We start from the raw sequence: 21,243 nt of genomic DNA on the forward strand, positions 1-21,243 counted from the left end.
CCGGTTCAGCCGCCGCCGACGGCGACGACGATTTCGAGTTGATCGCCCGAGGCGAGCTCGGTCGCCGCGTGCTGGCTCTTCGGGACGATTTCGCCGTTTCTCTCGACGGCGATGCGCTTGCCCGCGTAGCCCAGCTGTTCGACGAGGCCGGCGACGGTAAGCGGGTCGGAAAACTGGCGGATTTCGCCGTTGATCTTGAGTTCGGGCATGTCGGGCATTTTAGCAGGACTCGCCCTGACGATTGGTTTTTGCGGGCAATTGCCGACAAAGCGTCTATATTCAAATCAGATACCCAAGGAGGTTCCGCCATGTCCATTTTCGACGCCCCGATCTCCCGCTGCGAAGCGATCCATGAAATGGTGCTGACCGACGAAACCGAACGCGAATGCGCCCACGAACACGGTTGCCCGCCCGGTCGCGATTGCCCGCTGCACGGCTGCTTTGCCGAACGCAGCGGGGTCAGCGAAGACGTTACCGAAATCCAGTTGCAGACAACCCGCCTGCATTGAGCAAAACCCCGGCTAGCTTGCCAGGCCGCGCGGCTTGCGCGGCGCGTTGGTAAACAGCCGGTCGTAAAGCCAGTTCGGCAGCAGGCGCAGCAGCTTGGCGACGATGCCCATCGGCCAGGGAATCACCGCATACGAACTACCGGCGGCGATGACCCGGGCGAAGCGGGCGGCGGCTTGCTCCGCCGACATCAGGAAGGGCATCCGGTAGGGATTGATCGCCGTCATCGGCGTTGCGATGTAGCCCGGCACGATGCTCACCACCTTGATCCCGGCCGGCCGCATCTCAAGACGCAAGCTTTCCAGGTAGGCGATGGCCGCCGCCTTCGACGCCGAATAGGCTTCCGCCCCCGGCAGGCCGCGGATGCCAGCCACCGAGGCGATGCCGACCAGCCGGCGCTCGCCGCTGGCGGCGCGCATCGCGGGGATGAAAGCGGCGAAGGTCGCCGCCATGCCATAGACGTTGATCTCCATGACGCGCCGGAACACGGCAAGGTCCTCGGCGCATTCGCTCAGGGTGCCGACCGAGACGCCGGCGCTGGCGATGACGATGTCGGGCGTACCGAAACGCCCGCAGAAATCGCTCGCCGCCGCCGCCAGCGCCGCCGCGTCGGTGACGTCAAGCACGTAGCAGGCATGCCCGCCGCCCAGACGCTCGTTCAACGCCGCCAGCGCGTCACCGCGCCGTGCCGCCAGGCCGAGGCGGGCGCCTTGGGCGGCGTAGTAAACGGCAAGCGCCTCGCCGATTCCCGACGAGGCGCCCGTGATGAATACGCGTTGCGTCAATTATCCTTGAAACCTCAGTTAGACGCGGCCGATGGCGCGTTTGGACGGGATGGCCGGCGCGAAGCGACGACGCGGCAGGCTCATGCCTGCAAGGAGGAGCGAAAACGAGCCGGCGAAAATTTCGGCAGCCGGCGAGTTTCGGCGCAGCCACAAAGCCGGGCGCCCGTCCGGACGTGCCAGCGGCCGCGTAGCGCCATCACCCAAAGGAGGCGTCGTATCGCAGGCGCGGAGGTCAGCATTCATGCGGCGACACGAGGAGAGAAAGCGGTCAACTGAGGTTTCGAGGATTACTTCTTGCCGCGTTTTTCCGCGCGCACCCGCTCGATCAACTTGTCGGCAACCGCCAGTTGCTGCTCGAAAGCCAGCGTCCCGACCTGGAAGCGACCGTCGATGATGAGCGCCGGCACGCCTTCGATGCGATGCGCCTGCGCCATCTGATCGCCGCGCCGCACCTTGCTCTGGACGCCGAACGAGGCGAAGGCTTCGTTGAATTTCTTGGCATTCACCCCGCGCGCCGCGACCCATTCGCGGATCGTCTTCTCGTCGAAGAGGTTGGTCCGCTGCTGGTGGATCGCCTTGAACACGTCGCCCTCCAGCCGCTTCAGGTCGCCGGTCACTTCCAGCGCATAGAACAGGCGGGCAGCGTTGCCCCAGGCGGCCCGGCCGAAACTGACCGGCACCTTGCGCAGCACGACGTCGGCCGGCAGTTTCTCCGCCCACAGGGTGAGCAGGGGATTGAAATCGCTGCAATGCGGACAACCGTAGCTGAAGAATTCGAGTACCTCGACCTTCCCCGGGTTGTCGGTCGGCTGCGCCGGGTTGAGCACCGTGTAATCACGCCCGGCGGTCTGGGCGAGCGCCGCAGCGGGAAGCGAAAGCGAGGCGCCGACGGTAAGCGCGGCGGAAACGAAGCGGCGACGATCAATGGCCATGCATGACTCCTTTACTTGGATAACTGGGCTTCAATACCGGATTTGGCAAGCTCGGCACGGACTTTGTTCAATTCGTCGAGCTTCAGGTAGGGCCCGATCCGCACCCGGTACAGCGTCCGTTCCTCGATCATCACCTGCTGGACGGCCGATTCGATGCCCATGAAAGCAAGCTTGGCCTTCTGGTTGTCGGCATCCTGCGCCGTGCTGAACGAACCGGCCTGAAGGAACAGCGGCACCTTGGATTCCTTGCCGGTTTCCTTGGCGGGTTCCTTGTCGGCGACCTTCGCCGCTTCCTTCTCCACCTCGGCCTTGGGCGCCTGCGCCGCGGCGGCCTTGTCCGGTTCGCCCTCGGCCTTGCCGGGCAGGATGTCGTAGAACTGGAAGCGCTTTTCCTGCACCGGATCGCCCGGCTTGCCGGGCAGGGCCAGCGGCTGCTCGGGTACCGGCCGTTCCTGCTGCGGCTGCTGGACGTTGCCGTTGAACGGCAGCGGCGCCTTGTTGATGTACCAGACGACGCCGGCGGCAATGCAGACACCGAGCACCAGCCCGATGAACATGCCGACCAGCGTGCCGCCGCCGGACTTTTTCTTCGCCGGCGGGCGCTTCGAGGATTTCATGTCGCGAGTCATGGCTTTCCTTACATCGATTCGGGGCAGTTGACGCCGAGGATCGCCAGGCCGTTGCGGATCACCTGACGGACGGCGGCCGCCAGGGCGACACGGGCGTCACGCAGGGCGGCGTCGTCGACCAGCATGCGCTCGGCGTTGTACCAGCCGTGGAATTCGCCGGCCAGGTCCTTGAGATAGAAGGCGATCATGTGCGGCGCCAGGTCGCGCGCCGCGCTTTCGATGACTTCGCGGAACTGGCCGAGCTGGTTGGCAATCGCCAGTTCGCGCGGGTTCGACAGTAGCGCGAGGTCGGCGTCGGCGAGCGCGGCGAGGTCGCCGCTCCACTGGTTGAGCACCGAACAGACGCGGGCGTGGGCGTACTGGATGTAATAGACCGGGTTCTCGTTGGTCTGGCTCTTGGCCAGGTCGAGGTCGAAATCGAGGTGCTGGTCGGACTTCCTGAGCGCGTAGAAGAAGCGGCAGGCGTCGTTGCCGACTTCGCCGCGCAGTTCGCGCAGGGTGACGAATTCGCCGGAGCGCGTGGACATCGAGGCTTTCTGGCCGTTGCGGTAGAGCACGGCGAACTGGACCAGCGCCACCTGCAACTTGTCGCTGTCGAGGTCGAGCGCCTTGATCGCGCCGGTGACGCGCGGGATATAGCCGTGGTGGTCGGCGCCCCAGATGTTGATGACCTTGTCGAAACCGCGCTCGAACTTGTTCAGGTGGTAGGCGATGTCGGAGGCGAAGTAGGTGTACAGGCCGTTTTCGCGCTGGACGACGCGGTCCTTCTCGTCGCCGAAGGCGGTCGAGCGGAACCAGCGGGCGCCGTTCTGCAGGTAGAGGTGGCCCTTCTTCTCCAGCAGGTTGACGCAGCGCGCGACCAGGCCGGTGTCGTAGAGCGCCTTTTCCGAGAACCAGACGTCGAACTCGACGCCGAATTCCTTGAGGTCGTCGCGGCAGTCTTCAAGCTGTTCGTTGAGCGCGTGCTGGTGCACGTAGTGCCAGTCGCCACCGAGCAGTTCCTTGGCGCGGGCGATCAGCGCGTCGAGATGCAGCTCGCGCTGCTGCTTGGCTTCGTCGTCGGCGCGCCCGGCTTCCGGCAGGCCGGGGGTGCCGGCAAGGACGGCATCGGCGGCACGCACGTACTTGTCGCCGTGGGCGCTCTTCAACTGCGCCGCCATGTCGCGCACGTAACCGCCCTGGTAGGCATTCGGCGGGAAGGGCACGACCACGTCGTGCTGTTCGAGGTAGCGCAACCAGGTCGACAGGCCGAGGATGTCCATCTGCCGGCCGGCGTCATTGACGTAGTACTCGCGGGTGACGTCCCAGCCGGCGAAGGTCAGCAGGCTGGACAGCGAGGCGCCGTAGGCGGCGCCGCGGCCGTGGCCGACGTGCAGCGGGCCGGTCGGGTTGGCCGAGACGAACTCGACCTGTACCTTCTGCCAGCCGCCGGCGGTGGAACGGCCGAAGTTTTCCCGTTCGGCGAGCACGGCCTTGACCACGTCGGTCTTGCTGCCGGCATTGAGGCGGAAGTTGATGAAGCCGGCACCGGCCACTTCGGCGGCGGTAACCAGCGCCGACGGCGGCAGTTCGTTGACCAGTTGCTGGGCGATCTCGCGCGGATTCTTTTTCAGCGCCTTGGCCAGCAGCATCGCCAGATTGGTGGCGAAATCGCCGTGCGTCGGGTCGCGCGGGCGTTCGAGGTGAATCGGCGTGGCGGTGGCGGTCGGGGCGACGCTGGCCAGGGCCTGTTGCAACAGGGCGGTCAGCTGGTTCTTGACATCTTGGGCCATTGAGCTTTGGCGGAAAAAAATGTAAAGGCGGGATTATACGCTGCCCGCCGCCCGCGGCAGGTCGAGGATTGCCGACCAGGCGGCCAGCTTGTCGGCGCGGGAAAGCCCGGCGTGGGCCGGACTGGTCGACGGCAGCCGGCACAGTTGCAGGCCATCGGCGGCGATTCCGGGCAGGACGTGGCGACGGAAGGCCTGCTCGGCGGCGGCGCCGTTGAAGCAGACGCGGCGGATCGCCGGATGGGCGGCGAAGAATCCGGCAAAGTCGTTGGCCCGCACGCTGCTGCCGACGATGTCGGCGTCCAGGCTACCGCGCCGCTGGCAACCGGCGATGACGTCCCACAAGGCGATGCCGGCGCCCTGCAGGGCAAGCAGGCGCGACGCGTAGGGGAGATCGGGCGGCAAGCCGAGCAACTCGCCCATGATCGGCCAGAAGGCGTTGCGCGGGTGGGCGTAGTAGCGGCCGGCCTGCAGCGAGGCGACGCCCGGCATGCTGCCGAGAATCAGCAGCCGGGCATCGGCCGCCGCCACCGGCGGAAAGCTGGCGACCTCGTCCACGCCGTCCGCCTCAGGCGCCGACCACGCGGTTCTTGCCGGCGCGCTTGGCGAGGTACATCGCCTTGTCGGCGCGGCACACCGCGTCGTGGCCATTCTCGCCCTCGCGCAGTTCGGCGACGCCGGCGCTGAAGGTGATCAGCACCTTCTGCCCGTCGGCGAGGAAGAAGGCCTTGGTCAGCTCGCGCTGCAGCCGGGTCATCGCCTCGATCCCCTGGGCCTGCGTCGTATCCGGCATCAGGATGACGAACTCCTCGCCGCCGTAACGGGCCAGCGTATCGCTCGGCCGCATGCAGCGCCGCGCCAGGTTGACCAGGTGGATCAGCGCCTTGTCGCCGGCTTCGTGGCCGAGCTGGTCGTTGAGGCGCTTGAAGTTGTCGATGTCGAGCATGCTCAGCGACAGCGGCGTGTTGTGCCGGCGCACCGCGCCGATCTCGCGCTCGAGCGCTTCGTCCAGCCCCTTGCGGTTGAGCGCTTCGGTCAGGGGATCGTGGCGGGCCAGCAGGCTGGCGTTGTCGAGTTCGCGGTGCAACTGCAGCAGCTCCGCCTCGGTCGCCAGCACGCGCTCCTGCAGGGCGCGCAACTGCTCGCGCGAACCGGCCGTTTCCTCGGCCATCGAATGCGTCGCCGACACCACGTCGGCCAGCAAAGGCGCCAGGTCCTCGATCCGCTTGACGGCTTCGATCTGCCGCGCGCTGCTCTCGATGCGCGCCTGGAAGACCTCACTGCTCTGATTGATGCTGCCAAGGCGTTCGATGAAGGCGGCCAGCATCTCGCGCATTTCCTGCTGCGCCTCGAGCGAACGAACCCGCGCCTGCGCCTGTTTCTCCATGACGTCGCGCAGGCGCCGCTCCATCTCGTCGAGGTGGCGCAAGGTCAAGGGCGGTGCCACGGCGGCGAGCAGGCCGTCGATCTGCCCCTTGAACCAGGCGTCGTCGATGCCGAGATCGCCGATGTTCTCGATGATCATGTGCAGCAGCTTGAGCAGCGACTCGCGGATTTCGACCTCTTCCTCGACCACGCAAGGCAGCATGTCGACGACGCGCCGCGCCGCCTGCTCGAAGCGCTTCGCCTCGCAGGGGCTGACCCGCAGCACGGCGAGCATTTCGTCGGCGGCCTGGGAAAAGCGCCGATCTTCCTTGCCCATGGCGGCAAACAGCGGTTCGCAAAGGCGCAGCAGGAGCAGCGTCGTTTCGTGCGGCAGGTTCGCCGCGCTACCGCTCGCCTGGCCGGCGGCGATGTAGCCGAGCAGCGCATCCTGCACGCCCTGCCAGCTACGCCCGGCAATCGCCGAATCCAGCCGCGCCAGTTGTGCCGCCTGCGCATCGCCGTGGGCGCACAGGGCGCCAGCCAACTGGCGCAACGCCGGCTCGGGGAAAGGCAGGACGTTGGGCAGGCGGGCGATTTCGAAATAACAGGCCTGATAATTGGCCGGGGTCGGCGCGACACGGCGCTCCGCCAGTCGCTTCAGGGCTTCGCGGGCGATTTCGGAGGGATTGCTGCGTGAGTCGGCCATGACGACATCCAATGGGGAGCTGCGTTGCGGTTGTACTCGGCAACCGGTTTTGTCCGGCAAGTTTATCCCAAGCACGCCATCCGGCGAGCGCCAATCGCCATCCACTGCAGAAGCAGGCAACGCAAGCCGCCCCGGCGTGTTAACATGCCCGTTTGACCCAATCTGGCCCGCACTGCCGATGCGCCTTTTCCGCCTGCTCAAGATCGCTGCCGTAGCCAGCCGTTTCGGCCTCGACGAAATGGTGCTCGAGCACGAGCCGTCGGGCCGTCTCGTCCGTCTGGCCAACGCGCTGCAGTTCTGGCGCAACCTGTCGGCGCCGCGCGCCGAACGCCTGCGCCTGGCGCTGGAAACGCTGGGGCCGATTTTCGTCAAGTTCGGCCAGGTGTTGTCCACCCGCCGCGACCTGATGCCGGCCGACATCGCCGACGAACTGGCCAAGCTGCAGGACCGGGTGCCTCCGTTTGCCTCGGCGCTTGCCCTGGCCGAAGTCGAGAAGGCCTACGGCCGGCCGGCGAGCGAGGTTTTCGCGGAATTCGACCCGGTGCCGGTGGCCTCGGCGTCGATCGCCCAGGTGCATTTCGCCAAACTGCACGAACGCGACGGCGGCCACGAGGTGGCGGTCAAGATCCTGCGCCCGAACATGCTGTCGGTGATCGAACACGACCTGGCGCTGATGGACAGCGGCGCCATGCTCCTGGAAAAGCTGTGGGCCGACGGCAAACGCCTGAAGCCGCGGGAAGTCGTCGCCGAATTCGCCAAGTACCTGCGCGACGAACTCGACCTCATGCGTGAAGCGGCCAACGCCTCGCAATTGCGGCGCAACTTCACCGATTCGCAGCTACTGCTGGTGCCAGAGGTTTACTGGGATTTCTGCACCTCGACGGTGATGGTCATGGAGCGCATGCACGGCACGCCGATCTCGCAGACCGCGCGCCTGATCGCCGACGGCATCGACATGAAGAAACTGTCCGAGGCCGGCGTCGAGATCTTCTTCACCCAGGTCTTCCGCGACGGCTTCTTCCACGCCGACATGCACCCCGGCAACATCTTCGTCGCCGCCGACGGCCGCTACATCGCACTCGACTTCGGCATCGTCGGCACGCTGACCGACACCGACAAGAACTACCTGGCGCAGAACTTCCTCGCCTTCTTCCGCCGCGACTACAAGCGGGTCGCCGAAACCCATATCGAATCCGGCTGGGCGCCGCGCGACACCCGGGTCGACGAGTTCGAAGCAGCGATCCGCGCCGTCTGCGAACCGATCTTCGACCGGCCGCTGCGCGACATTTCGTTCGGCAAGGTGCTGTTGCGGCTGTTCCAGACCTCGCGCCGCTTCAACGTCGAAATCCAGCCGCAACTGGTGATGCTGCAGAAGACCCTGCTCAACATCGAAGGCCTCGGTCGCCAACTCGACCCCGATCTCGACCTCTGGAAAACCGCCAAGCCCTTCCTCGAACGCTGGATGAGCGAGCAGATCGGCTGGCGCGGCCTGCTCAAGAGCTTCCAGCAGGAGGCGCCGCAACTGGCACGCACGCTGCCGCAACTGCCGCGTCTCGTCCATCAGGCGCTGGCGGCGCCGCGCCACGCCGACCCGCAGCCGCAACTGGAACGCCTGATCGCCGCCCAGCGCCGGCAGAACCTGCTGCTGACGGCGATCGCCCTGCTGCTCGCCGCGCTGCTCGGCAGCCAGTACCTGTGATGCAGAACGCCGCCGAACTCGCCGACAGCTTCACCGAGGACGATATCGTCGACTGGCTGGGCGAGGCCGAAATCGCCAAGGGCCGCCCCTACGTTGACCTGGTGCGCGACCTGGAGATCGACGACGGCGAGATGCGCGCCGTGGTTCCCGGTTCGGCGCGCCAACCCTACCGCGTCGAAGCGCTGATCGCCCCGGATAGCGGCAGCGGCCGGCTGATCGCCCGCTGCACCTGCCCGGTCGGCCGCAACTGCAAGCACGTCGCCGCCGTCCTGCTGAAAGCCATCGAAGTACGCAATCCCAAGGAACGGGTCAGCGGTAGCGTCCTGTCCTGGGTCGAAGACCTGCGCCGCGCCTCGATCGCCGTCGCCAAGAAGAAGGCGCGCCCGGCCAGCGCCCGCCAGCAGCTCTACTACCTCCTGAAATGGTCGCCCGACCGGCGCCGCTTCGGCATCGAACTGCGCAAGGGCAAGTACCCGGAAAACGCCGAGGAATGGTGGAAGGTCGACCGCGCGCTGGTCACGCCGCCGCAATTCGTCACCGAGGAGGATCTTGGCATTCTCCGCCTGATCTGGGCCGAGCGCGGCCACGATAGCGGCCTGCGCGCCTACGGCCTGGGACCGAAACACGGCGCCGAAATCCTCGAGCGGATGGCGGCGACGCACCGCCTCTACCCGGCGATCGATCTCGGCCTGCCGCTGCACGCCGGCGACGCACGACCGGCCAGCGTCGGCTGGCAGATCGACGGCCAGGGGCTGCAACGCCCCTACCTCAAGTCGGAACCGCCGACCGAACTGGTGATCGCCGTCGATCCGCCCTGGTACGTCGACCTGACCGAGGGCGAGGCCGGGCCGCTGACCGTCACCGGCAACCCGGCGGTGATCGGCCGCCTGTTCTCGCTGCCGCCGCTGTCGGCCAAGGAAGCCGCGCTGGTTGCCGACGCCCTTTCCGAACTGGCGCCCGATTTGCCGCTGCCCGCCGAAGACGCCAGCGCCCGCCTGCGCCAGATCGACAGCCCGCCGCAACCGGTGCTGCAACTGGAAACCCTGCGCACGCACGGCCACCGCCCCTGGCGCAAGTACGCCTACAGTTTCGGCGGCGGCCTCTTCGACGTCGCCCACGTCCTGTTCCGCTACGGCGACGCCGACCTCAAGCCGCAGCACGAGAGCGAATTCATCACCCTGCCGGAGGGCGAGACGGTACGCATCAGGCGCCGCCCCGACGAGGAGAAGAAGGCGCTGACCTGCCTCGCCGACAGCGGCCTGCAGAAGATTCCGGCCAACACGCTGAACACCTTCGGCAGCCCGCCGGACAGCATCTACGGCCTGGCCGAGGAGACCGCCTGGCACGACTTCATGCAGCACCGCGTGCCGCAGTTGCGGGAATGCGGCTGGCAGGTCGAGTTTCCCGAGGACTTCCGCCACCACGTCGTCGAAGTCGATGCCTGGGACGCCGAACTGATCGAAAGCGAAGACGGCTGGTTCGACCTCGACATGGGCATTCTGGTCGAAGGCGAGCGCCTGCCGCTGGCCCCGCTGCTGGCCACGCTCTTCCGCCGCGACCCACGCTGGCTGGAAGGTTTCGAACTGGCGCGCATCGCCGACGATGAAGGCATCGAACTGCTGACCCCGGCCGGCAAGCGGCTGCGCGTCCCGGCCGGCCGCATCAAGCCGCTGGCGATGACGCTGATCGATCTCTTCGACGGTTTCAGCGGCGGCCCGACGCTGCGCCTGTCGCGCTTCGACGCGCCGCGCCTGGCCGAACTGACCGATACCAGCCGCTGGGAATTCCGCGGCCAGAACGACGTGCTGGCGCTGGCCGAGCGCCTGCAGGCGGCGCAGGGCATCGTCGACATCGCGCCACCGCAGGGCCTGCGCCTGGAATTGCGGCCGTACCAGAGGGAAGGCCTGGCCTGGCTGCAGTTCCTGCGCGAGCAGAAGCTATGCGGCATCCTCGCCGACGACATGGGCCTGGGCAAGACGGCGCAGACGCTGGCCCACCTGCTGCTGGAAAAGGAAGGCGGCCGCCTCGACCGACCGGCGCTGGTGATCCTGCCGACGTCGCTGATCTTCAACTGGAAGAGCGAGGCGGCGCGTTTCGCCCCCGACCTGCGCGTGCTTTCGCTGCACGGCCCGGAGCGCAAGCAGCGCTTCGCCGAGATCGCCGAGCACGACGTCGTCCTCACCACCTACCCGCTGCTCTGGCGCGACGCCGACGAGTTGATGCGCCACCGCTACCACCTGCTCATCCTCGACGAGGCACAGACGGTGAAGAACGCGCAGAGCCGCAGCGCCGAAGCGGTGCGCAAGATCGACACGCGGCACCGCCTGTGCCTGACCGGCACGCCGCTGGAAAACCATCTCGGCGAGCTGTGGAGTCAGTTCGACTTCCTGCTCCCCGGCTTCCTCGGCAGCAACAAGCAATTCACCCGCCACTGGCGGACGCCGATCGAGAAGTCCGGCGACATCGACCGCCGCGACCTGCTGGCCCGCCGCATCCGTCCCTTCATCCTGCGCCGCAAGAAGGAGGATGTCGCCCAGGAATTGCCGCCGAAGACGATCATCGTCCGCAGCGTCGAACTCGAAGGCGGCCAGCGCGACCTTTACGAGACGGTGCGGGCGGCGATGGACGCCAAGGTGCGCGACGAGATCGCCCAGCGCGGCTTCGCGCGCAGCCAGATCGTCATCCTCGACGCCCTGCTCAAGCTGCGCCAGGTCTGCTGCGACCCGCGCCTGGTCCGTGCCAGCTCGGCACGCAAGGTCAGCGAACGCGCCAAGCTCGACCTGTTGATGGCGATGATCCCCGAACTGGTCGACGAGAACCGGCACATCCTGGTCTTTTCGCAATTCACCAGCATGCTGGCGCTGATCGAGGAGGAACTCCAGGCCGCCGGCCTCGCCTACGCCAAGCTGACCGGCGAGACGGTCGACCGCGAGACGCCGATCCGCCGCTTCCAGGAAGGCGCCGTACCGATCTTCCTGATCAGCCTGAAAGCCGGCGGCGTCGGCCTCAACCTGACCGCCGCCGACACCGTCATCCACTACGACCCGTGGTGGAACCCGGCGGTCGAGAACCAGGCCACCGACCGCGCCCACCGCCTCGGTCAGGACAAGCCGGTTTTCGTCTACAAGCTGATCGTCAGCGGCAGCATCGAGGAAAAGATCCTCGCCCTGCAGGAACGCAAGGCCGAGCTCGCCGCCGGCATCCTCTCCGAGGATCGCCAGGTCGACATCAAGTTCGGCGACGACGACCTCGCCGCCCTGTTCGAACCGCTCCCCGGCTGACCTCTGGCCGGCGGCGGTCGGCCGCCCTTACAATCGACCGATGTCATGAAACCGGAGAAGCCCATGCCCCGCATCACCCTGAGCGCGCTCCTGCTGCTTTGCGCCCCGCTCCTCGCCAGTGCCGGCGACTGGCGGGTCAACGAGGCGACGCGCGGCAATTTCGCCGACACCCGCGACGCCGTCGTCACCGCCATCGAAAACCGCGGACTGGTGATCAACGCCACCAGCCATATCGGCGACATGCTCGAACGCACCGGCAACGACCTCGGCCAATCGCGGCGTCTCTACGAGCAGGCGGAAATCCTCGAGTTCTGCTCGGCCTCGCTATCGCGGCAGATGATGGAGAGCGACCCGCACGACATCGTCAATTGCCCGTTCACGATCGCCATTTACACCCTCGCCGGACAACCGGCGACCACCTGGGTCGGCTACCGCAGACAGTCCGGAAAATCGGCCGCCGCCCTCGAACGGATGCTCGCCGACATCGTCGCCGAAGCCCTGCACTGATTCAGGCCTGACTGTCGGCGCCTTCCAGCAGATTCAGCAGGCCGCTCAAGGCGTGCCTGACCGATTGTTCGCGCACCTCCATCCGGTCTCCCGCAAAGCGCCGGGTCTGCGCCAGACAACCGCCCTCGCGCCCGGCCCAGGCAAAACAGACGGTACCCACCGGCTTCTCCGGCGAACCACCGCCCGGTCCGGCAATGCCGGTGATCGCCAGCGTCCAGTCGGCCCGGCTGTGCGCCAGCGCCCCCTGCGCCATCGCCCGCGCCACCGCCTCCGAGACCGCACCATGACGCGCCAGCGTCGCTTCGGCAACGCCCAGCATCTCGACCTTGGCGGCGTTCGAATAGGTGACGAAACCGCGGTCGAACCAGCCGGAACTGCCGGCGATCGCCGTCACTGACTGGGCGACCCAGCCACCGGTACAGGATTCGGCGCAAGCCAGCCATTCGCCGCGCCCGGCCAGCGCGACACCGACTCGACCGGCAAGCAATTCAAGATCGTTCATGACGCATTCCGCAGCCCAGCCTGCCGCGGGAAACCCCGGTGGCTGCGCCACATTTGGTTACACAAGGGGCACGAAAGAGCGACAGACGACAGGCTGCCGCCGTCATAAACTGCAAGGGCATTGAACCCCTCCTCTCGAATTCCCCCATTCGAGACATTTGCTCCCCCCGCCCTCCGCGGGGGTTTTTTTTGGCTCAATAATACGCGAATCGCTATAATCGGACATTTAGTCCATTTTACAAACGGGGTCTTGAGCATGGCCGAAGCACACTTTTCCAAGCGCATCATGTGGGCGATGATCGTCGTCGCCATCGTTTTGATCGCGATCCTCTATCCTTTGACCAACAAGTCCTTCAATTCCCCCGCCGACGCCGGCGCGGGTGCCGGGGCTGACGAAGCCGAACTGCGCATCCAGCCGGTTGCCGGTTTCGCGCTGGCCAAGGCCGACGCCGCTGCGGCCACCGGCGCACCGAAGGATGGCCCGACGATTTACAACACTGTCTGCGGCGCCTGCCACAACACCGGTGCCGCTGGCGCGCCGAAGATCGACGACAAGGCCGCCTGGGCGCCGCGCGTCGCCACCGGCGCTGCCGCGCTTTATACTTCCGCACTCAACGGCAAGAACGCGATGCCGCCCAAGGGTGGCGCTTCGACGCTCTCTGACGACGAGATCAAGGGCGCTGTCGATTACATCCTGAGCAAGGTCAAGTAAGACAAACGCCCTGAGCAATACACAAGGGAGGCTACGGCCTCCCTTTTTTCGTTGACCGGAATTCGCGCTTCAGCGCTTCGCCGACAGCATCGCCTTCAGGGCATCGAGGCGCGCACTGCCGGTCGCCTTGTCCGGGGCCGCCGCCTGCTTGCCGCCGCTGAAACGGACATCCTCCTGGCCCATCTCGGCAATGAAACGCGACGGCTCGCAAGGAATCAGCTCGCGCGCCTGCTTGCGTTTCTCGCAATAGCTGATGTGCAGGGAACGCTGGGCGCGCGTGATGCCGACGTACATCAGCCGGCGCTCCTCCTGCAGCTTGGCCGGGTCGAGCGATTCGCGGTGGGGCAGGATGCCCTCCTCGACACCAACCAGGAAGACATGCTTGTACTCCAGCCCCTTCGCTGCATGTAGCGTCGATAGCTGGACGGCATCGATCTCGTCACTGTTCTGCTTGTCGAGCATGTTGATCAGGGCGATGCTCTGCACCATGTCGATCAGCGTCTTGCCACCTTCCTCGCCCTTGCGGTTGATCCAGTCGGCGAACTCGCCGACGTTGGTCCAGCGCGTCTGCGCCGTGCGCTGCTCCTCGCTGTCGTAGAGGTAGGCTTCGTAATCGATCGCCTTGAGCAGATCGGGCAGCACCTGCTGTGCCGGCTCGCGCGTGGCCCGTGCCTGCATGCGGTTGATGAAATGGCAGAACTCGAGCAGAGGTTCGAGCTGGCGCCCCTGCACGCGATGGGCAAAGCCTTCTTCGAAAGCGGCATGGAACAGCGAGACGTGGCGTTCGCCGGCATAGGTGCCGAGCGCCTGCAAGGTGGAGGCGCCGATCCCGCGGCGCGGTGTGGTGGCGGCACGGATGAAGGCCGGATCGTCGTCCTCGTTGGCGAGCAGGCGCAGATAACTGATGATGTCCTTGATCTCGGCCTTGTCGAAGAAGGACTGGCCACCGGACAGCAGGTAAGGAATCTTCTGGTTGCGCAGCTGGGTTTCGAGCAGGCGCGCCTGATGGTTGGAACGGTACAGGATGGCGTAGTCGCGGAACTTGCCGCGATGCTCGAAGCGGTGCGCCTGCAGCTTCATGACCACGCTCTCGGCCTCGGCCTCGTTGTCGCGGCAGGCGGTGACGTGAATCGGGTCGCCATGGCCGAGCTCCGACCACAGGGTCTTGTCGAAGAGTTTCTCGTTGTGGGCGATGACGTTGTTGGCGGCCTTCAGGATGCGCACCGTCGAGCGGTAGTTCTGCTCGAGCTTGATCACCTTGAGCGCCGGAAATTCGGCCGGCAGCTTCTTCAGGTTGTCGATGTCGGCGCCGCGCCAGCCGTAGATCGCCTGGTCGTCGTCGCCCACCGCCGTGAACTGGGCGCGGATGCCGGTCAACAGCTTGAGTAGCTGGTACTGGCAGGCGTTGGTGTCCTGGTACTCGTCGACCAGCAGGTAGCGCAGGCGGTTCTGCCACTTCTCGGCGATCTGCGGATGCTCGCTGAACAACTTCACCGGCAAACCGATCAGGTCGTCGAAATCGACCGCCTGATAGGCCTTCAGCGTCGCCTCGTAGCTGAGGTAGGCGCCTGCAGCAAGCGCTTCGTGTTCGTTGCCGGCCAGGTGGCGGGCGGCTTCCGGCGTGACCAGTGCGTTCTTCCAGTTGGAAATGATCGATTGCAGGCGGCGCAAGGTCGCCTTGTCCACCGTCTTCGCACAGTCGCCGATGATGCCGGCGCAATCGGCCGAATCGAAGATCGAGAAGCGCGGCTTGTAACCGAGCGCCTTCGCTTCCTCACGCAGGATACGCACGCCAAGCGAGTGGAAGGTCGAAATCTGCAACTCGTTGGCCTGCGACGCGGAGAGGAGCTTGCCGACGCGCTCCTGCATTTCCTTCGCCGCCTTGTTGGTGAAGGTGATGGCGGCGATGTTGCGCGGCTGGAAGCCGCAGTCCTGGACCAGATAGGCGATCTTCTGGGTGATCACGCGGGTCTTGCCCGAGCCGGCACCGGCCAGCACCAGTAAGGGACCGTCGAGGTAGTAGATCGCTTCGCGTTGCTGGGGATTGAGGCCGGACATATCTGCGCTGGAACCGAAAGGGGCGCGTCGAGCGGGTCGCCGACGGGGCCGCGCATTTTACCTCATGCAGGAACGCTGCCTTCAGGCCTTCTCGTCGATCTTGCCCGGACGCCGGGCACGGGTATCAAAGCGCAGCAACTGCAGGGCATCCGAGCCCATGCCGACCAAGCGCCGGGCCAACTGATCGGCCTGCTGACGCCGCCGCTCGACCCCCTGATAAGGGCCGACCGCACGCGGATCAACCTCGGCCATGTCCTGCTGCAGCGAGCGCTCACGCTCGTTGACCACGCCTTCCATCGGTTCGACCCGACGCACCGTCCCGGCCTGGACGAGCGCTGCCCGCTCCGCCGCTTCCGGCGTGGCTTGCTGCGTGGTCGAGGGCAGGCGTGACATCTTCATGATCGGGCTCCTGACCCGATCTACGGCACGCCGCCGAAAAACTTGAATGCCGGCGGTAACTTAGGGCGATTTTACAGCGCGCCGAACACCTTCTTCAGCAGCGCACTGCCGGCGCCGAGCGGGTTGGCGCGCAGCTTGCGCTCTTCTTCGGCGATCACCAGGAAGAGCCCGTCCATCGCCTTGTGCGTGACATAGCTGTCGATGTCCGCGTCCTTCTTGTCGATCAGGCCGAAATTGGCCGCCTTGCCGGCGAAGCTGTTGTACTGCTCGGCCAGTTGCAGCTTGCCGGTCGCCGCCTTGACGATCGGCCGGAAGCGGGTCACCAACTGGTCGCTCGACGAACGCCGAAAATACTGGGTAACGCTGTCGTCGCCACCGGTGAGGATGGCCTTGGCATCCTGCAGCGTCATCCGGCGGATGGCGTCGGAAAGGATGGGCAGGGCTTCGGCGACGGCGTTCTCCGCCGCATGGTTCATCGTCTCGACCAGTTGATCGGCCTGCTTGCCAAGGCCGAACATGCGCAGTGCCGATTCTGCATCGTCAAGGTAGCCCGGCAACGGAATCTTGACCTTCTTGTTGCCGAGGAAGCCATTCTGCTGCCCCAGCGACGACACCGCGAATTCGGCGCCCTTGGCCAGCGCTTCGCGCACCCCGGAACCGGCATCGGCACTGCTGATGGCGTCGAGCGCCCCGGCTTGCGCCGGTGGCGCGGCAAAAACCAGGAACAGCGCCAGGATCGGCGCCAGCCAGCGGGTCGGGACGAGGTTCATGATGCGCTTCCGGAGTGATCAGACGATGTCGAGATGGCCGATGCCCTTGGTCAGGTCCCGGTCCTTGGAGTCCTTGCCGTTGAGCTTGATCTGCAGGCGCAGGTCGTTGAGCGAATCGGCGTTGCGCAACGCGTCTTCGTAAGTGATCTTGCCGCCATCGTAAAGATCGAACAAGGCCTGGTCGAAGGTCTGCATGCCCAGTTCGCGCGACTTCTTCATGATTTCCTTGATCTCCTGGACTTCGCCGCGGAAGATCAGGTCGGAAATCAGCGGCGAGTTGAGCATGATCTCGACCGCCGCGACCCGTCCCTTGCCGTCCTTCTTGGGCAGCAGACGCTGCGAGACCATGGCCCGGATGTTGAGCGACATGTCCATCAGCAATTGCTGACGCCGCTCCTCGGGGAAGAAGTTGATGATCCGGTCGATCGCCTGGTTGGTACTGTTGGCGTGCAGCGTTGCCAGTGCCAGGTGGCCGGTTTCCGCGAAGGCGATGGCGTAGTCCATGGTGTTGCGGTCGCGGATTTCGCCCATCAGGATGACGTCCGGCGCCTGACGCAGGGTGTTCTTCAGCGCCGGGCCCCAATCGTCGGTATCGACGCCGACTTCGCGCTGCGTGATGATGCAGTTCTTGTGCTCGTGCACGTATTCGATCGGGTCTTCGATCGTGATGATGTGACCGTAGCTGTTTTCGTTGCGGTAATCGGTCAGCGCCGCCAGCGAGGTGGTCTTGCCGGTACCGGTGCCGCCGACGAAGATGATCAGGCCGCGTTTGGTCATCGCCAGATCCTTGAGCACGGCGGGCAGACCGAGGTCGTCAAGGGTCGGGATGGTCATGTTGATGGTCCGGCAGACGACGGCAACACGCCCCTGCTGAACCAGCGCATTGACCCGGAAGCGGCCGATGCCAGTCGGCGAAATGGCGAAGTTGCACTCACGCGACGATTCGAACTCCGCCGCCTGGCGGTCGTTCATGATCGCCCGCGCCAGTTCCGCCGTGTGCTGTGAAGTCAGCACCTGATTGGAAACCGGTGTGATCTTGCCGTCAATTTTGATCGCCGGCGGAAAGCCGGCGGTGATGAAAAGGTCAGAGCCACGCTTCTGCGTCATCAGACGCAGAAGATCGTGCATGAATTTCATCGCCTGATCGCGTTCCATGAATTCCCCTTAATTGTGTCCTTCCGCCCCTCAGGCCGGGAAGGCATCCTTGTTGGCGGCACGCACGCGCGCTTCGCTGCTTGCAACGACATTGCGCCGCACCAGATCGATCAGGCACTGGTCCAGCGTCTGCATACCCATCGCCTGGCCGGTCTGGATCGCCGAATACATCTGCGCCACCTTGTTTTCGCGGATCAGGTTGCGGATCGCCGGGGTGCCGATCATGATTTCATGCGCGGCAACGCGCCCTTGACCGTCCTTGGTCTTCAACAGCGTCTGCGAGATCACCGCGCGCAGTGACTCGGAAAGCATGGCGCGGACCATTTCCTTTTCCTCGGCCGGGAAAACGTCGACGATACGGTCGATGGTCTTCGCCGCCGATGAAGTGTGCAGGGTGCCGAACACCAGGTGGCCGGTTTCGGCCGCGGTCAGCGCCAGGCGGATGGTTTCCAGGTCGCGCATTTCGCCGACCAGGATCACGTCCGGATCCTCGCGCAGCGCCGAGCGCAGGGCATTCGAGAAGGACAGGGTCTGCGGACCGACCTCGCGCTGGTTGATCAGGCACTTCTTCGACTCGTGAACGAATTCGATCGGGTCCTCGATGGTCAGGATGTGCGCGTAGTCGTTTTCATTGACATGGTTGACCATCGCCGCCAGGGTCGTCAACTTGCCGGAACCGGTCGGACCGGTGACCAGCACGATCCCGCGCGGGTACTCGGCGATGTCCTTGAAAATACGCGGGCAGTTCAATTCCTCGAGCGTCAGCACCTTGGTCGGAATGGTCCGGAATACCGCCGCCGCGCCCCGCTGCTGGTTGAAGGCATTGACCCGGAAACGCGCCAGATTGGGAATCTCGAACGAAAAATCGCATTCCAGCGTTTCCTCGTAAACCTTGCGTTGCGCGTCGTTCATGATGTCGTACACCATGCTGTGCACATCCTTGTGCTCCATCGGCGGCAGATTGATGCGCCGAACGTCGCCATGAACGCGAATCATCGGCGGCAGTCCGGCCGAAAGGTGCAAGTCGGAAGCCTTGTTCTTGACGCTGAAGGCCAGCAGTTCGGTGATGTCCATGCGATCGGTCCTCGGAGCCCGTGTATACTTTGGAGACAAAAATTGCCAATGGATTATGAGCGCAATCGCCGACAACCTGCAAGCTGTACGCATACGAATCGCCGCTGCCGAGCGCAACTGGGAGCGCCTCCCCGGCAGCGTGCGTCTGCTGGCGGTGAGCAAGACCAAGCCGCTGAACGACGTTCTGGCAGCGTTTGCGGAAGGACAGACCGCCTTTGGTGAAAATTACGTCCAGGAGGGCGTCGAAAAACGCCGGGCGAGCGGCAATCACGCACTCGAATGGCATTTCATCGGCCCCTTGCAAGGCAACAAGACCCGGCCGGTCGCTGAGAACTTCGACTGGGTCCATTCGATCGATCGCCTGAAGATCGCCGAACGCCTGTCCGCGCAACGCCCGCCGACGCTGCCGCCGCTACAGGTCTGCGTCCAGGTCAACGTCTCCGGCGAAGCCAGCAAGAGTGGCTGCGCCCCCGCCACGGCCAGCGCCCTCTGTCACGCTGTCGCCGCCCTGCCCAATCTGTGCTTGCGCGGCCTGATGACAATCCCCGAGCCGAGCGACGACTTCGCAACGCAGCGTCTGCCGTTCCGCCAGTTGCGCGAACTCCTTGAGCAATTACGTGCCGAAGGCCTGGCACTCGACACCTTGTCCATGGGCATGACCCACGATCTTGAGGCCGCGATCGCCGAAGGCGCCACCCTGGTGCGCGTCGGCACGGCCATTTTTGGTGAAAGAAACTACGCATGAAAATCCTCTTCCTCGGCGGCGGCAACATGGCCAACGCGCTGATCGGCGGCATGGTCAAACAGGGCTTTGCCGCAGCCGACATCCATGTCATCGATCCCGGCAACGAGGCGCGCCAGCGCCTCACCGAAAGCTATGGCGTCAATTGTCACGCCGCTGCCGGCGATGCTCCGGCGGCGCCGGACGTGCTGGTGCTGGCGGTCAAGCCGCAGCAGATGCAGGAAGCCGTCGCGCCGCTCGCCGGTCGTCTCGGCGACGCATTGGTCGTCAGCATCGCCGCCGGCCTCGGCATGGCGGCGCTGGCGCGCTGGCTGGGCGACCACCGGCGCATCGTCCGCTGCATGCCGAACACGCCGGCCCTGGTCGGCGCCGGCATCACCGGCCTGTGCGCACTGCCCGCGGTCAACGCCGCCGGCCGGGCGCTCGCCGACCGCGTCCTGCGCGCCGTCGGCAGTACCGTCTGGATCGACGACGAGGCACAGATGGACGGCGTCACCGCAATTTCCGGCAGCGGCCCGGCCTACGTCTTCCTGTTCATCGAAGCGCTGCAGCAGGCCGCCGGCGAACTCGGCTTCAGTCCCGAACAGGGACGCCAGCTCGCCGTCGAGACGGTACGCGGCGCGGCGGCGCTGGCCGCGGCTTCCAACGACCCGGCCTCGCTGCTGCGCGAGCGCGTCACCTCGAAGGGCGGCACCACCGAAGCCGCGTTGCAGGTGATGCTGGCGCGTGGTGTCAAGGACGGCATCGTCGCCGGCTGCCTGGCTGCCGACGCGCGCGGCCGCGAGCTCGGCAAATTGCTCGGGGGCGACTGATGCAGGCCGTCCTGTTCCTGGCCAACGCCCTCGCCGGCTTCTTCTGCACGCTCTTCCTGCTGCGCTTCATCATGCAGCTGGCGCGCGTCTCGTTTGCCGGCCAGATCGGCGACTTCGTGATCAAGCTCACCAACTGGGCGGTCAAGCCGTTGCGCCGGATCGTTCCCGGCGTCGCCGGCGTCAACTGGGCCAGCCTGATCGCCGCCCTCTGGCTGCAGTTGATGCTCGCCGGCCTGCTCCTCGCGCTGTCGCCGCTGCCGCTCGGCGCCGACACAGCCGGCATGCTGCTGATGATCCTGATGCTGGCGGTACGCGGCCTGATCCAGCTCACCGTCTACATCCTGATCGGCGCGCTGATCCTGCAGGCGGTGCTGTCCTGGGTCAATCCGTATTCGCCGCTGGCGCCGACGGTCAACCAGCTGGTGCGGCCGATCCTGGCGCCGATCCGCCGCTTCGTGCCACCGATTTCCGGCATCGACCTGTCGCCGCTGGTCGCCATCCTGCTGCTGCAGGTCGTCCTGATGTTCGTTTGATGGCCGACTGGTACCGGGTCGCCGCCGACGGCACGATCACCCTCACCCTGCACATCCAGCCTGGCGCCAAGAAGAGCGAATGCGCCGGCCGGCATGGCGACGCGCTGAAGATCCGGCTCGCCGCACCGCCGGTCGACGGCAAGGCCAATGCCGCGCTGACCGAGTTCCTGGCCGACCGCCTCGGACTCCCGCGCTCGGCAGTTCACCTGAAAAGCGGCCAGACGTCGCGGCGCAAGGTGCTGGCAATCACCGGCTGCAGCGAAGCACAGATCGCTCCGCTCGCCGACTGAACCGGGCGGCCGGCAAC

Annotated in this window: 22 protein-coding genes; 9 read left to right on the top strand and 13 right to left on the bottom strand. The window is 65.7% G+C overall.

The features are described from left to right. Nucleotides 1-5: 5 nt before the first annotated feature. Nucleotides 6-209 (bottom strand): sulfur carrier protein ThiS, encoded by a 204-nt coding sequence (thiS, locus tag AC0KWY_RS12315; RefSeq protein ID WP_474029726.1) that lies wholly within the window; start codon nucleotides 207-209, stop codon nucleotides 6-8. A 99-nt stretch (nucleotides 210-308) separates the two neighbouring features. Between thiS and AC0KWY_RS12320 the strand changes: the two genes are divergently transcribed. Next, nucleotides 309-509 carry a hypothetical protein gene (locus AC0KWY_RS12320; protein ID WP_474025787.1) on the top strand — a complete coding sequence of 67 codons (201 nt, stop codon included), beginning with the start codon at nucleotides 309-311 and terminating at the stop codon, nucleotides 507-509. Between the two features lie 12 nt (nucleotides 510-521). Here the strand turns inward: AC0KWY_RS12320 and AC0KWY_RS12325 are convergent, their stop codons facing one another. The 6 genes from AC0KWY_RS12325 to AC0KWY_RS12350 all read right to left on the bottom strand — a co-directional run bounded on the left by AC0KWY_RS12325 (nucleotide 522) and on the right by AC0KWY_RS12350 (nucleotide 6,693). Then, nucleotides 522-1,292: an SDR family oxidoreductase gene (locus AC0KWY_RS12325; RefSeq protein ID WP_474025788.1), complete on the bottom strand. Its 771-nt coding sequence runs from the start codon at nucleotides 1,290-1,292 to the stop codon at nucleotides 522-524. Between the two features lie 287 nt (nucleotides 1,293-1,579). Continuing rightward, on the bottom strand, nucleotides 1,580-2,224 hold the full coding sequence (locus tag AC0KWY_RS12330; RefSeq protein ID WP_474025789.1) for a thiol:disulfide interchange protein DsbA/DsbL: 645 nt from the start codon (nucleotides 2,222-2,224) through the stop codon (nucleotides 1,580-1,582). A gap of 11 nt (nucleotides 2,225-2,235) precedes the next feature. Beyond that, the gene (locus AC0KWY_RS12335; protein ID WP_474025790.1) at nucleotides 2,236-2,853 is read right to left on the bottom strand and encodes an SPOR domain-containing protein; all 618 of its coding nucleotides are present in this window, start codon (nucleotides 2,851-2,853) and stop codon (nucleotides 2,236-2,238) included. A gap of 8 nt (nucleotides 2,854-2,861) precedes the next feature. After that, complete coding sequence (gene argS / locus AC0KWY_RS12340; protein WP_474025791.1) at nucleotides 2,862-4,625, bottom strand: arginine--tRNA ligase; 1,764 nt, start codon at nucleotides 4,623-4,625, stop codon at nucleotides 2,862-2,864. 33 nt (nucleotides 4,626-4,658) lie between these two features. Continuing rightward, nucleotides 4,659-5,180, bottom strand: coding sequence for a DNA-deoxyinosine glycosylase (locus AC0KWY_RS12345; RefSeq protein WP_474025792.1), 522 nt, complete (start codon nucleotides 5,178-5,180; stop codon nucleotides 4,659-4,661). A 10-nt stretch (nucleotides 5,181-5,190) separates the two neighbouring features. Beyond that, nucleotides 5,191-6,693: a GGDEF domain-containing protein gene (locus AC0KWY_RS12350; protein WP_474025793.1), complete on the bottom strand. Its 1,503-nt coding sequence runs from the start codon at nucleotides 6,691-6,693 to the stop codon at nucleotides 5,191-5,193. 178 nt (nucleotides 6,694-6,871) lie between these two features. Here AC0KWY_RS12350 and ubiB point away from each other — a divergent pair, with 178 nt between their 5' ends. From ubiB to AC0KWY_RS12365, 3 genes are all read left to right on the top strand, one after another. Beyond that, nucleotides 6,872-8,392 (top strand): ubiquinone biosynthesis regulatory protein kinase UbiB, encoded by a 1,521-nt coding sequence (gene ubiB / locus AC0KWY_RS12355; protein ID WP_474025794.1) that lies wholly within the window; start codon nucleotides 6,872-6,874, stop codon nucleotides 8,390-8,392. Next, nucleotides 8,392-11,673, top strand: coding sequence for a DEAD/DEAH box helicase (locus tag AC0KWY_RS12360; protein WP_474025795.1), 3,282 nt, complete (start codon nucleotides 8,392-8,394; stop codon nucleotides 11,671-11,673). Before ubiB ends, AC0KWY_RS12360 begins: the two co-directional genes overlap by 1 nt. A gap of 63 nt (nucleotides 11,674-11,736) precedes the next feature. After that, nucleotides 11,737-12,180 carry a DUF302 domain-containing protein gene (locus AC0KWY_RS12365; protein WP_474025796.1) on the top strand — a complete coding sequence of 148 codons (444 nt, stop codon included), beginning with the start codon at nucleotides 11,737-11,739 and terminating at the stop codon, nucleotides 12,178-12,180. Between the two features lies 1 nt (nucleotide 12,181). Here the strand turns inward: AC0KWY_RS12365 and pncC are convergent, their stop codons facing one another. Continuing rightward, nucleotides 12,182-12,682 carry a nicotinamide-nucleotide amidase gene (gene pncC / locus AC0KWY_RS12370; protein ID WP_474025797.1) on the bottom strand — a complete coding sequence of 167 codons (501 nt, stop codon included), beginning with the start codon at nucleotides 12,680-12,682 and terminating at the stop codon, nucleotides 12,182-12,184. Between the two features lie 255 nt (nucleotides 12,683-12,937). Between pncC and AC0KWY_RS12375 the strand changes: the two genes are divergently transcribed. Beyond that, nucleotides 12,938-13,393: a c-type cytochrome gene (locus AC0KWY_RS12375; protein WP_474025798.1), complete on the top strand. Its 456-nt coding sequence runs from the start codon at nucleotides 12,938-12,940 to the stop codon at nucleotides 13,391-13,393. 69 nt (nucleotides 13,394-13,462) lie between these two features. On the opposite strand, the gene AC0KWY_RS12380 is transcribed toward AC0KWY_RS12375, so the two are convergent. From AC0KWY_RS12380 to AC0KWY_RS12400, 5 genes are all read right to left on the bottom strand, one after another. Further along, nucleotides 13,463-15,451, bottom strand: coding sequence for a UvrD-helicase domain-containing protein (locus AC0KWY_RS12380; RefSeq protein ID WP_474025799.1), 1,989 nt, complete (start codon nucleotides 15,449-15,451; stop codon nucleotides 13,463-13,465). Nucleotides 15,452-15,532: 81 nt separating this feature from the next. Further along, entirely contained in the window at nucleotides 15,533-15,850 is a 318-nt protein-coding gene (locus tag AC0KWY_RS12385) for a hypothetical protein (protein WP_474025800.1), read from the bottom strand. Between the two features lie 71 nt (nucleotides 15,851-15,921). Further along, on the bottom strand, nucleotides 15,922-16,620 hold the full coding sequence (locus AC0KWY_RS12390) for a DUF4197 domain-containing protein (RefSeq protein ID WP_474025801.1): 699 nt from the start codon (nucleotides 16,618-16,620) through the stop codon (nucleotides 15,922-15,924). Between the two features lie 18 nt (nucleotides 16,621-16,638). After that, the gene (locus tag AC0KWY_RS12395) at nucleotides 16,639-17,775 is read right to left on the bottom strand and encodes a PilT/PilU family type 4a pilus ATPase (protein ID WP_474025802.1); all 1,137 of its coding nucleotides are present in this window, start codon (nucleotides 17,773-17,775) and stop codon (nucleotides 16,639-16,641) included. 30 nt (nucleotides 17,776-17,805) lie between these two features. Next, on the bottom strand, nucleotides 17,806-18,849 hold the full coding sequence (locus tag AC0KWY_RS12400) for a type IV pilus twitching motility protein PilT (RefSeq protein WP_474025803.1): 1,044 nt from the start codon (nucleotides 18,847-18,849) through the stop codon (nucleotides 17,806-17,808). 55 nt (nucleotides 18,850-18,904) lie between these two features. Between AC0KWY_RS12400 and AC0KWY_RS12405 the strand changes: the two genes are divergently transcribed. From AC0KWY_RS12405 to AC0KWY_RS12420, 4 genes are read left to right on the top strand one after another with little or no spacing between them, the layout of a single operon-like run. Continuing rightward, nucleotides 18,905-19,594, top strand: a complete 690-nt coding sequence (locus AC0KWY_RS12405) for a YggS family pyridoxal phosphate-dependent enzyme (RefSeq protein WP_474025804.1) — start codon at nucleotides 18,905-18,907, stop codon at nucleotides 19,592-19,594. Beyond that, nucleotides 19,591-20,403: a pyrroline-5-carboxylate reductase gene (proC, locus tag AC0KWY_RS12410; RefSeq protein WP_474025805.1), complete on the top strand. Its 813-nt coding sequence runs from the start codon at nucleotides 19,591-19,593 to the stop codon at nucleotides 20,401-20,403. The genes AC0KWY_RS12405 and proC overlap by 4 nt, the downstream gene beginning before the upstream one ends. Next, nucleotides 20,403-20,936 (top strand): YggT family protein, encoded by a 534-nt coding sequence (locus tag AC0KWY_RS12415; RefSeq protein WP_474025806.1) that lies wholly within the window; start codon nucleotides 20,403-20,405, stop codon nucleotides 20,934-20,936. Before proC ends, AC0KWY_RS12415 begins: the two co-directional genes overlap by 1 nt. Next, complete coding sequence (locus AC0KWY_RS12420) at nucleotides 20,936-21,226, top strand: DUF167 domain-containing protein (protein WP_474025807.1); 291 nt, start codon at nucleotides 20,936-20,938, stop codon at nucleotides 21,224-21,226. The genes AC0KWY_RS12415 and AC0KWY_RS12420 overlap by 1 nt, the downstream gene beginning before the upstream one ends. Nucleotides 21,227-21,243: the final 17 nt, after the last annotated feature.

Source organism: Azonexus sp. MM2026_4 (assembly GCF_055901855.1).

What these genes read in the sequence shown, in the direction of transcription:
- thiS (WP_474029726.1), bottom strand. Translation starts at nt 209, where the DNA reads ATGCCCGAACTCAAGATCAACGGCGAAATCCGCCAGTTTTCCGACCCG.
- AC0KWY_RS12320 (WP_474025787.1), top strand. Translation starts at nt 309, where the DNA reads ATGTCCATTTTCGACGCCCCGATCTCCCGCTGCGAAGCGATCCATGAA.
- AC0KWY_RS12330 (WP_474025789.1), bottom strand. Translation starts at nt 2,224, where the DNA reads ATGGCCATTGATCGTCGCCGCTTCGTTTCCGCCGCGCTTACCGTCGGC.
- AC0KWY_RS12335 (WP_474025790.1), bottom strand. Translation starts at nt 2,853, where the DNA reads ATGACTCGCGACATGAAATCCTCGAAGCGCCCGCCGGCGAAGAAAAAG.
- argS (WP_474025791.1), bottom strand. Translation starts at nt 4,625, where the DNA reads ATGGCCCAAGATGTCAAGAACCAGCTGACCGCCCTGTTGCAACAGGCC.
- AC0KWY_RS12350 (WP_474025793.1), bottom strand. Translation starts at nt 6,693, where the DNA reads ATGGCCGACTCACGCAGCAATCCCTCCGAAATCGCCCGCGAAGCCCTG.
- ubiB (WP_474025794.1), top strand. Translation starts at nt 6,872, where the DNA reads ATGCGCCTTTTCCGCCTGCTCAAGATCGCTGCCGTAGCCAGCCGTTTC.
- AC0KWY_RS12360 (WP_474025795.1), top strand. Translation starts at nt 8,392, where the DNA reads ATGCAGAACGCCGCCGAACTCGCCGACAGCTTCACCGAGGACGATATC.
- AC0KWY_RS12365 (WP_474025796.1), top strand. Translation starts at nt 11,737, where the DNA reads ATGCCCCGCATCACCCTGAGCGCGCTCCTGCTGCTTTGCGCCCCGCTC.
- pncC (WP_474025797.1), bottom strand. Translation starts at nt 12,682, where the DNA reads ATGAACGATCTTGAATTGCTTGCCGGTCGAGTCGGTGTCGCGCTGGCC.
- AC0KWY_RS12375 (WP_474025798.1), top strand. Translation starts at nt 12,938, where the DNA reads ATGGCCGAAGCACACTTTTCCAAGCGCATCATGTGGGCGATGATCGTC.
- AC0KWY_RS12380 (WP_474025799.1), bottom strand. Translation starts at nt 15,451, where the DNA reads ATGTCCGGCCTCAATCCCCAGCAACGCGAAGCGATCTACTACCTCGAC.
- AC0KWY_RS12385 (WP_474025800.1), bottom strand. Translation starts at nt 15,850, where the DNA reads ATGAAGATGTCACGCCTGCCCTCGACCACGCAGCAAGCCACGCCGGAA.
- AC0KWY_RS12390 (WP_474025801.1), bottom strand. Translation starts at nt 16,620, where the DNA reads ATGAACCTCGTCCCGACCCGCTGGCTGGCGCCGATCCTGGCGCTGTTC.
- AC0KWY_RS12395 (WP_474025802.1), bottom strand. Translation starts at nt 17,775, where the DNA reads ATGGAACGCGATCAGGCGATGAAATTCATGCACGATCTTCTGCGTCTG.
- AC0KWY_RS12400 (WP_474025803.1), bottom strand. Translation starts at nt 18,849, where the DNA reads ATGGACATCACCGAACTGCTGGCCTTCAGCGTCAAGAACAAGGCTTCC.
- AC0KWY_RS12405 (WP_474025804.1), top strand. Translation starts at nt 18,905, where the DNA reads ATGAGCGCAATCGCCGACAACCTGCAAGCTGTACGCATACGAATCGCC.
- proC (WP_474025805.1), top strand. Translation starts at nt 19,591, where the DNA reads ATGAAAATCCTCTTCCTCGGCGGCGGCAACATGGCCAACGCGCTGATC.
- AC0KWY_RS12415 (WP_474025806.1), top strand. Translation starts at nt 20,403, where the DNA reads ATGCAGGCCGTCCTGTTCCTGGCCAACGCCCTCGCCGGCTTCTTCTGC.
- AC0KWY_RS12420 (WP_474025807.1), top strand. Translation starts at nt 20,936, where the DNA reads ATGGCCGACTGGTACCGGGTCGCCGCCGACGGCACGATCACCCTCACC.